7 protein-coding genes and 1 pseudogene are annotated in these 8,167 nt (G+C 64.5%); 4 read left to right on the top strand and 4 right to left on the bottom strand.

The features are described from left to right. Positions 1 to 180: pseudogene (locus EOA29_RS17635) on the top strand (TOBE domain-containing protein); the annotation flags it as partial. A 110-nt stretch (positions 181 to 290) separates the two neighbouring features. Here EOA29_RS17635 and EOA29_RS17640 read toward each other — a convergent pair. Genes EOA29_RS17640 through puuE form a run of 4 tightly spaced genes read right to left on the bottom strand, consistent with a single transcriptional unit; the run spans position 291 to position 3,681 of the window. Continuing rightward, positions 291 to 884 carry a nucleoside deaminase gene (locus EOA29_RS17640; RefSeq protein WP_126090639.1) on the bottom strand — a complete coding sequence of 198 codons (594 nt, stop codon included), beginning with the start codon at positions 882 to 884 and terminating at the stop codon, positions 291 to 293. Positions 885 to 894: 10 nt separating this feature from the next. Further along, positions 895 to 1,386 carry an ureidoglycolate lyase gene (locus tag EOA29_RS17645; protein ID WP_126090638.1) on the bottom strand — a complete coding sequence of 164 codons (492 nt, stop codon included), beginning with the start codon at positions 1,384 to 1,386 and terminating at the stop codon, positions 895 to 897. Beyond that, the gene (locus EOA29_RS17650) at positions 1,383 to 2,246 is read right to left on the bottom strand and encodes a bifunctional allantoicase/(S)-ureidoglycine aminohydrolase (protein WP_126090637.1); all 864 of its coding nucleotides are present in this window, start codon (positions 2,244 to 2,246) and stop codon (positions 1,383 to 1,385) included. The genes EOA29_RS17645 and EOA29_RS17650 overlap by 4 nt, the downstream gene beginning before the upstream one ends. A 10-nt stretch (positions 2,247 to 2,256) precedes the next feature. Beyond that, positions 2,257 to 3,681, bottom strand: a complete 1,425-nt coding sequence (puuE, locus tag EOA29_RS17655) for an allantoinase PuuE (RefSeq protein ID WP_126090636.1) — start codon at positions 3,679 to 3,681, stop codon at positions 2,257 to 2,259. A gap of 173 nt (positions 3,682 to 3,854) precedes the next feature. Between puuE and uraH the strand changes: the two genes are divergently transcribed. Genes uraH through xdhB form a run of 3 tightly spaced genes read left to right on the top strand, consistent with a single transcriptional unit; the run spans position 3,855 to position 8,059 of the window. After that, positions 3,855 to 4,229 carry a hydroxyisourate hydrolase gene (gene uraH, locus EOA29_RS17660; protein WP_126090635.1) on the top strand — a complete coding sequence of 125 codons (375 nt, stop codon included), beginning with the start codon at positions 3,855 to 3,857 and terminating at the stop codon, positions 4,227 to 4,229. Positions 4,230 to 4,232: 3 nt separating this feature from the next. Then, complete coding sequence (gene xdhA, locus EOA29_RS17665) at positions 4,233 to 5,708, top strand: xanthine dehydrogenase small subunit (RefSeq protein WP_127221208.1); 1,476 nt, start codon at positions 4,233 to 4,235, stop codon at positions 5,706 to 5,708. Next, positions 5,708 to 8,059 carry a xanthine dehydrogenase molybdopterin binding subunit gene (xdhB, locus tag EOA29_RS17670; protein WP_126090633.1) on the top strand — a complete coding sequence of 784 codons (2,352 nt, stop codon included), beginning with the start codon at positions 5,708 to 5,710 and terminating at the stop codon, positions 8,057 to 8,059. The genes xdhA and xdhB overlap by 1 nt, the downstream gene beginning before the upstream one ends. Positions 8,060 to 8,167: the final 108 nt, after the last annotated feature.

Raw genomic sequence — 8,167 nt, forward strand, 5'->3', positions numbered from 1 at the left:
GTGGTGCATGCCGAGCATCTCGGCGCCGACACCAACCTCTATCTCGACTGCGAGAAGGCGGGGCTGCTCACGGTGCGCATCTTCGGCGTCTACAATGCCGAGCCGGGCTCGACGCTCTACGCGACGCCGGATCCGGCCAAGACCTACCGGTTCGGAGCGGATGGGAAGGTCCTGAAGTAGAACCCGGTCCAGCTCCCCTTGTCCCGGGAGAGATTTCCTTGGCTACGTGTTTCTCGAGGGTTCGAGTTGCCGCCATTGTGGTGGCAACTCAAGGAGCCGTCCTGAACCACTCAGCTCAGGGGAATGTCGTTGTCGGCCTTGCTTGCCTGGTAGGCGTCTGACAGCTCGTCATAGCGCGCCGAGATATTCCCGATGCGCGCCTCAAGCCGCTTGCGCGAGGCTTCGGGCAAGGCCCGCACCAGCCGCCGGATCGAAAAGCTCTTCCAGTAGGCGTTCTCGGTGTTGTAGCCGCCGGGGTCGAGGGTGAAGACCTCCTTCAGGATCTTGAGGTCGTGCGGGATGGCAAAACTGTCGCGCGAGTCCTCGTGGCTGAAGAGGTAGTAGAAATTGTCGAAGCCGGTCCAGGTGATCGCCGACAGGCAGAGCGAGCAAGGCTCGTGCGTGGCCAGGAACAGCGCATCCTTGGTGTCGATGCGCTCGGCTTTCGGCATTTCGTAGAAGCGCTTCAGGCAATGCACCTCGCCGTGCCAGAGCGGGTTTTCGATCTCGTTGTTGGTCTCGGCGAGCACCAGCGAGCGGTCGCCTTTCCTGAGAATCGCGGCGCCGAACAGCTTGTTGCCATGGGCAACGCCTTCGGCCGTCTTCGGCACGATATCGTGCTCGATCACGTCGAGCAGGCGGTCGATCAGCGAAATGTCGGTCATGAGAAACTCTTCAGGGGAGGTGGATCTCGTAAGGGTGCGAAAAATAGCACTCCTCGAGGTTGGAGCCGTCGCCGCCGCGGTCGACGATGAGGAAATCCTGCTCCGCGCCGATCGGCGTCAGCACGCCGTGCCAGAGGTTGCGGCGGTAGTTGATGCCTTGGCCGGGCGCGGTGATGAAGGCATGCGGCTCGCCGGGGCCATCCTTGGTGTCATGGCAGACGACGACCAGGAACGGGCGCGGCGACAGCGGGATGAAAGCCTGGCTGCCGAGCGGATGGCGCTCGACCATGGTGAGCTTCAGCGGCATCTCGTAGGGCGTGCCGCGCACCATCGAGATCAGCACGCGCGCGTTCGGCCCGGTGGCCTCGGCAGTGGCGAGATCATGGTAGCGCATCGCCTTGCCGCCGTTGATCGGATAGCGGTTGTCGCCGCCCATGTCGATGACGTCGCCGAACGGCGCGAATTCTTCGCGCGTCAGCGGCCGGGCGACGATGCGGGTCACCGCGCGCGATCCCCAAGGCCGGCGCTGCCAAGCTTGGCATGCCGGTTGACGTCCTTGTAGAGCAGGTAGCGGAAGTTGCCGGGGCCGCCGGCATAGCAGGCCTGCGGGCAGAAGGCGCGCAACCACATGAAGTCGCCGGCCTCGACCTCGACCCAGTCCTGGTTGAGCCGGTAGACGGCCTTGCCTTCGAGCACATAGAGCCCGTGCTCCATGACATGCGTCTCGGCGAACGGAATGACGGCGCCGGGCTTGAGCGTGACGATGGTGACGTGCATGTCGTGGCGCATGTCGGCCGGATCGACGAAGCGCGTCGTCGCCCAGCGGCCCTCGGTGCCGGGCATCGGGCTCGGCGCGATCTGCTGCTCGTTGGTGAAGAAGGCTTCCGGCACATCGAGCCCGTCGACCGCTTCATAGGCCTTGCGGATCCAGTGAAAGCGCACCGCGTCGCCGCTCTCGTTGCGCACCGTCCAGCCGCTTGATGGCGGCAGGAAGGCGAAGCCGCCCGGGCGGAGCACATGTTTCGTGCCGGCAAGCGAGACGGCGAGCTCGCCCTCGACCAAGAACAGCACGCTCTCGGCACCGGCGTCGAGCTCAGGCCGGTCGCTGCCGCCGCCGGGCAGAACCTCGACGATGTATTGCGAAAACGTCTCGGCGAAGCCCGAGAGCGGCCTTGCGATGATCCATGCCCTCGTCTTGTCCCAGAACGGCAGCGGGCTGGTGACGATGTCCTGCATCACGCCCTTGGGAATGACCGCATAGGCTTCGGTGAAGACGGCGCGGCCGGTCAAAAGTTCGTTCTGGCCGGGATGGCCGCCATGCGGCGCGTAGTAGGTTCGCTCGGCCATTTCCATCATATCCATGTGTTGAAGCCTATTGGGGGAGCATGTCTCTCAGCCGAAGCAGCGCGATGCGCTCGACCTGTTTGCAGGCGGTTTCGAATTCGACGCCGCGGCTGTTGCCGATGCGCGCCTCGAACTCGGCCAGGATCTCGTCCTTGGTCTTGCCCTTGACCGCGATGATGAAGGGGAAGCCGAAGGTGGTGACGTAGGCGGCGTTGAGTTTCGAGAAAAGCTCGCGCTCCTTGTCGGTCAGCGCATCGAGCCCGGCGGAAGCCTGTTCCTTGGCCGATTCCGCCGTCAGGCGCTTGGCCGCCGCCAGCTTGCCGGCAAGGTCGGGATGGGCGTTGAGCACCGAAAGCCGCTCGGCCTCCGTCGCCGCGCGGAAGACGCGGCAGAGCGCGTTGTGCAGGCCGCCGGCGCTGTCATGTGCGGGCCCAAGCTCCAGCTCGTAGGCGCGCTCGGCGATCCAGGGCGAATGCTCGAACACGCCGCCGAAGGCATGCACGAAGGCCTCGAACTCCATCCGCGACGGCCGCAAAGCCGGCGCCTGGTAAGGATGCGTCTCGCGCCAGTGCTTGGCGATGTCGACGCGCCGCGTCAGCCACACCTTCTCGTGCGACTTCACATAGTCGACGAAGCGCTTTAGCGCCGCCACGCGGCCCGGACGGCCGACCAGCCGGCAATGCAGGCCGATGTTCATCATCCGAGGACGCCCCGCTTTGCCCTCGGCATAGAGCGTGTCGAAGCTGTCCTTCAGATAGGCGAAGAACTGGTCGCCCGAGTTGAACCCCTGCGGTGTGGCAAAGCGCATGTCGTTGGCGTCGAGCGTGTAAGGAATGATGAGCTGCGGCTTCTCCAACCCTTCGCGGTCGAACCAGTAGGGCAGTTCGTCGTCATAGGTGTCGGAGACGTAGTCGAAGCCGCCTTCCTCGGCGGCGAGCCGCACGGTGTTGACCGAGGTGCGGCCGGTGTACCAGCCGGTCGGCCGCGCGCCGGTCACCTCGTAATGCAGCCGGATCGTCTCTTCGAGGTCGCGGCGCTCGTCCTCCGCGCTATGGTCGCGGTAGTCGATCCATTTCAGCCCGTGCGAGGCGATCTCCCAGCCGGCCTCCTGCATTGCCACGACCTGATCGGGCGAGCGGGCCAGTGCCGTGGCGACGCCGTAGCAGGTCACCGGCACCTGGGCTTCGGTGAACAGCCGGTAGAGCCGCCAGAAGCCGGCGCGAGCGCCATATTCGTAGATCGATTCCATGTTCCAGTGGCGCTGGCCGACCCAGGGGGCGGCGCCGACGATCTCGGACAGGAAGGCTTCCGAAGCCTTGTCGCCGTGCAGCACGCAGTTTTCGCCGCCTTCCTCGTAGTTGACGACGAACTGCACCGCGACATAGGCGCCACCGGGCCATTTCGGATCCGGCGGATTGGCCCCGTAACCGCGCATGTCCCGTTCGTAACGCATGATCGCTCCTGCCCGATTGTTGGGATGAAGATATCGAAAGGAGTGCGCCAGCATTCCCCCGAAAATTTTTGAAAGTGCTTTTTGCCGCACTCCGCTCGACCGGGACTTATGCATCGCCTTTAATTGGCGCACAATTGACCTGAAAACGTTTGTACCGGGATGGGAGGCGGCCAGTGGCAGAAACGTCCAAAGCCGATGGCGGGCGTCTGACGACCCACGTTCTCGACACCGCGACCGGCAGGCCGGCAAAAGGCCTCTCGATCGAGCTCTTCCGCATCGAGCGGCAGGCCCGCACGCATCTGAAGACCGTCACCACCAACGATGACGGCCGCTGCGACGCGCCGCTGCTGGCCGGTGCCGATTTCCGCACCGGCGAATATGAGCTGGTCTTCGCCGCCGGAGACTATCTGCGCGGGCAAGGCGTCAGCCTGCCGCAGCCGGCCTTCCTCGACACCGTGCCGATCCGCTTCGGCATGGCGGAGGAACGGCACTATCATGTGCCGCTCTTGATTTCGCCCTACGGCTACTCGACCTATCGCGGGAGCTGAGACATGGTTGAGACCCGCAACGAGATACGCTTCATCCTGAACGGCACCGACATCGCGCTGACCGACGTCGCGCCCGATGCAACTCTGCTCGATTGGCTGCGGCTCGACCGTTCGCTGCGCGGCACCAAGGAAGGCTGCGCCGAGGGCGATTGCGGCGCCTGCACAGTGCTGGTCGGCAAGTTGTCCGCCGAAGGCCTGGTCTACGAAAGCGTCAATGCCTGCATCCGCTTCATGGGCTCGCTCGACGGCACCCATGTCGTCACCATCGAGCATCTGCGCGGCGACGGCGATAAGCTGCATCCGGTGCAGCAGGCGATGGTCGATTTCCACGGCTCGCAATGCGGTTTCTGCACGCCGGGATTCATCATGTCGCTCTACGCGCTCTGGATGAGGACGCCCAACCCCTCCGATGCGGCGATCGAAAAGGCGCTGCAGGGCAATCTCTGCCGCTGCACCGGCTACGAGGCGATCATGCGCGCGGCACGTGCCATTTCGAGCTACGGCAAGGCGGCGAAGGACCCGCTGGCGGTGGAACGCAAGTCGATCACCGCGCGGCTGGAAGCGCTGCGCGACGGCGCCAGGGTCGAAGTCGGCTCTGGCAAGCAGCGGCTGATCGTGCCGGCCAATGTCGACGATTTCGCCGCCGTGCTCGAAAAGGAACCGGGCGCCACCATCGTTGCCGGCTCGACCGATGTCGGCCTATGGGTCACCAAGCATATGCGCGACATCTCACCGGCGATCTTCATCGGCGATCTCGATGGCCTGCGCTCAATGTCTGAGGCTGATGGAATGATCACCATCGGCGCCGGCGTCACCTACACCGAAGCCTTCGAGATGCTGTCCAAGCGCATCCCGGCGTTGGGACCGCTGGTCGACCGCATCGGCGGCGAGCAGGTGCGCAACATGGGCACCATCGGCGGCAACATCGCTAACGGCTCGCCGATCGGCGACATGCCGCCGCCGCTGATCGCGCTTGGCGCGCAACTGACGCTGCGCAAGGGCAACGCCCGCCGCACGATCCCGCTCGAGACCTTCTTCATCGCCTACGGCAAGCAGGACCGTCAGCTTGGCGAATTCGTCGAGACCGTGCACGTGCCTGTCCCGGCAAAGGGAACGAGATTTGCCGTGTACAAGGTCACCAAGCGCCGCGACGAGGATATCACCGCGACCCTTGGCGCCTTCTATCTGACCCTGGCCAAGGATGGCTCTGTGGCCGATATCCGCATCGCCTATGGCGGCATGGCGGCCACGCCGAAGCGTGCCACGGCGGTTGAGAAGGCGCTGATCGGCAAGACCTGGAGCGACGCGACGGTGGAAGCCGCGATGGCCGAATATGCCAGCGACTTCACGCCGCTGACCGACATGCGCGCGACCGCCGAGTATCGCGCGCTTGCGGCGAAGAACCTGTTGTTGCGCTTCTTTGTCGAGACCACCGGCACCAAGGCGCCGTTCCAGGTCTCACGCTACGAGGCTGCCTGATGACCAAGCACGTCCCCAATCTCAAGGCGCAGAAGATCTCGGGCGGTGTCGCCAGCGACCAGCGGCATGATTCCGCGCACAAGCATGTCTCCGGTACGGCGGTCTATATCGACGACATGCCGGAGCCGGCCGGCATCCTGCATGGCTGCCTGGGCCTTTCGACAGCGACGCATGCGACAATCACCAGCATGGACCTCTCGGCGGTACGCACCGCTCCCGGCGTCGTCGATGTGCTGACGGCAAAGGACATTCCCGGCGAGAACGACATTTCGCCGACCGGACGTCATGACGAGCCGGTGCTCGCCGACGGCAAGGTCGAGTTCTTCGGCCAGCCGATCTTCTGCGTCATCGCCGAGACGCGCGAAGAGGCACGGCGCGCCACCAGGCTGGCCAAGGTCGAATACAGGCAGCTGCCTTTCGTCACCGACATCGCCGAGCTCGACCCGAGGAAAGGCAAGCTCGTCACCCCGCCGCTGACGCTGAGGCGCGGCGACGCGGCCGCGGCGATCAAGGCGGCGCCCCGCCGGCTCAAGGGCAAGATGCGCCTCGGCGGCCAGGAGCATTTCTATCTCGAAGGCCATATCGCCATGGCCATCCCTGGCGAAGACCAGGACGTCACCATCTATTCCTCGACCCAGCATCCGAGCGAAGTCCAGCATATGGTAAGCCACGCGCTGGGCGTGCCAAGCAACGCCATCACGGTGGAAATCCGCCGCATGGGTGGCGGCTTCGGCGGCAAGGAAACGCAGGGCAACCAGTTCGCGGCGCTCGCAGCCATCGCCGCCAAACGCCATCATCGCGCGGTCAAGATCCGGCCCGACCGGGACGACGACATGACCGCGACCGGCAAGCGCCACGATTTCCTCATCGACTATGAAGTCGGCTTCGACGACGACGGCAACATCCTCGGCGTCGACTTCATGTTCGCGGCGCGCTGCGGCTTCTCTTCGGACCTGTCCGGCCCGGTCACCGACCGCGCGCTGTTCCACTGCGACAACACCTACTTCTGGCCGAACGTGCACGCCCAGTCGGCGCCGCTCTACACCAACACGGTCTCGAACACCGCCTTCCGCGGCTTCGGCGGCCCGCAAGGCATGGTCGGCGCCGAGCGCGTCATCGACGAGGTCGCCTTTGCCGTCGGCAAGGATCCGCTCGAGATCCGCAAGAAGAATTTCTACGGCACGAATGGCGACCGCAACATCACGCCCTACCACCAGACGGTCGAGGACAATGTCATCCAGCGCATCGTCGCCGAGCTGGAGGCAAGCTCGAACTATGCGCGGCGCCGGCGCGAGATCAGCGCATTCAACAACAACAGCCGCTTCATCAAGCGCGGGCTGGCGCTGACGCCGGTCAAGTTCGGCATCTCCTTCACCGCCACGCACTACAATCAGGCCGGCGCGCTGGTGCATGTCTATACCGACGGTTCGGTTCACCTGAACCACGGCGGCACCGAGATGGGGCAGGGTCTCTATCTCAAGGTGGCGCAGGTCGTGGCGGAGGAGTTCCAGATCGATCTCGATCAGGTGAAGATCACCGCGACCACCACCGGCAAGGTGCCGAACACTTCGGCCACCGCCGCATCCTCGGGTTCGGACCTCAACGGCATGGCGGCGCAGAACGCCGCCCGCCAGATCAAGGACCGGCTGACCAACTTCGCCTCGGAAAAGTACCAGGTGCCACGCGATCAGGTGCTGTTCCTGCCCAACCGGGTCCGCATCGGCAACCAGGAGATACCCTTCGGCGATCTGGTCAAACAGGCCTATATGGCGCGCATTCAGCTTTCGGCGGCGGGCTTCTACAAGACGCCGAAGATCCACTGGAACCGCGACAAGGGCGAGGGCCGTCCCTTCTACTACTTCGCTTACGGCGCCTCCTGCTCGGAGGTGTCGGTCGACACGCTGACCGGCGAGTACGTGGTCGAGCGCACCGACATCCTGCACGAGACCGGCCGCTCGCTGAACCGCGCCATCGACCTCGGCCAGATAGAGGGCGGCTTCATCCAGGGCATGGGCTGGCTCACCACCGAGGAACTCTGGTGGGACGACAAGGGCCGGCTGCGCACCCATGCGCCGTCGACCTACAAGATCCCGCTCGCCTCCGACCGGCCGAAGATCTTCAATATCAAGCTGGCCGACTGGTCCGAAGCGAACGAGCCGACCGTGCATCGCTCCAAGGCAGTCGGCGAGCCGCCTTTCCCACTCGGCATGTCGGTGCTGCACGCGCTTTCCGATGCCGTGGCAAGTGTCGCGGACCACAAAATCTGTCCGCGCCTCGACGCCCCGGCAACGCCGGAACGGGTGCTGATGGCGATCGAAAGGCTGAAGCAGGAAGCCGCAAAGCCGGCCTGAACGGGCCAAAACGTGCAATTCAGGCCGAAAAACTCTATATTTCCGTATCGGGAATGCAGACGATGAACTCGAAGGTGCAAAGCCTGAAGGATTTTCTCGGCCAAACGG

Source organism: Mesorhizobium sp. M1E.F.Ca.ET.063.01.1.1 (genome assembly GCF_003998155.1).
Taxonomy (GTDB): Bacteria; Pseudomonadota; Alphaproteobacteria; order Rhizobiales; family Rhizobiaceae; genus Mesorhizobium.

Bases quoted from the DNA above. Each gene is read 5' to 3' on its own strand.
- puuE (WP_126090636.1), bottom strand. From the start codon at position 3,681: ATGCGTTACGAACGGGACATGCGCGGTTACGGGGCCAATCCGCCGGAT.
- EOA29_RS17640 (WP_126090639.1), bottom strand. From the start codon at position 884: ATGACCGACATTTCGCTGATCGACCGCCTGCTCGACGTGATCGAGCAC.
- EOA29_RS17650 (WP_126090637.1), bottom strand. From the start codon at position 2,246: ATGGATATGATGGAAATGGCCGAGCGAACCTACTACGCGCCGCATGGC.
- xdhA (WP_127221208.1), top strand. From the start codon at position 4,233: ATGGTTGAGACCCGCAACGAGATACGCTTCATCCTGAACGGCACCGAC.
- xdhB (WP_126090633.1), top strand. From the start codon at position 5,708: ATGACCAAGCACGTCCCCAATCTCAAGGCGCAGAAGATCTCGGGCGGT.